This is a genomic window from Lentzea miocenica, assembly GCF_033949945.1.
Taxonomy (GTDB): Bacteria; Actinomycetota; Actinomycetes; order Mycobacteriales; family Pseudonocardiaceae; genus Lentzea; species Lentzea miocenica.
In genome coordinates this window covers 1-527 of sequence record NZ_JAXAVW010000111.1, presented here as the reverse complement: position 1 = coordinate 527, position 527 = coordinate 1, and the positions used below count along the sequence as shown (strand labels likewise).

Below are 527 nucleotides of genomic sequence, written 5' to 3'. Positions count from 1 at the left end.
ACGATGGACTTCCGCACCAACGAGTTCCGCGAACTCAAGGGCGGCGACGAGTTCGAGAAGCACGAACACAACCCGATGATCGGCTACCGCGGCTGCTACCGGTACGTCGACGACCCGATGCTGTTCGCGCTGGAGCTCGAAGCTCTCGCCAGGGTGCGGGAGCAGACGCCGAACCTGCACCTGATGATCCCGTTCGTCCGCACCAAGTGGGAACTCGAAGCCTGCTTGGAGCAGATCGACCGCAGCCCGCTCGGCCGCCACCGCGGCCTGCACCGGTGGGTGATGGCCGAGGTTCCCTCGGTGGCGTACTGGATTCCCGAATACGCGCGGTCCGGCATCGACGGGGTTTCCATCGGCAGCAACGATCTCACCCAGCTGATGCTCGGCGTCGACCGCGACTCCGAGCTGTGCGCGGACCTCTTCGACGAGTCCGACCCCGCCGTGCTCGACATGATCGGCCGCATCGTCGGCGCCGCCCGCGACGCCGGCATCACCTCGTCGCTGTGCGGACAGGCACCGTCCAACAA

General features: G+C 66.6%; 1 protein-coding gene. It reads left to right on the top strand.

Going from position 1 to position 527, the window contains the following annotated elements:
* Positions 1 to 527 (top strand): putative PEP-binding protein (locus tag SK803_RS46430; protein ID WP_319972653.1); only part of this gene is annotated, 527 nt, incomplete at both ends.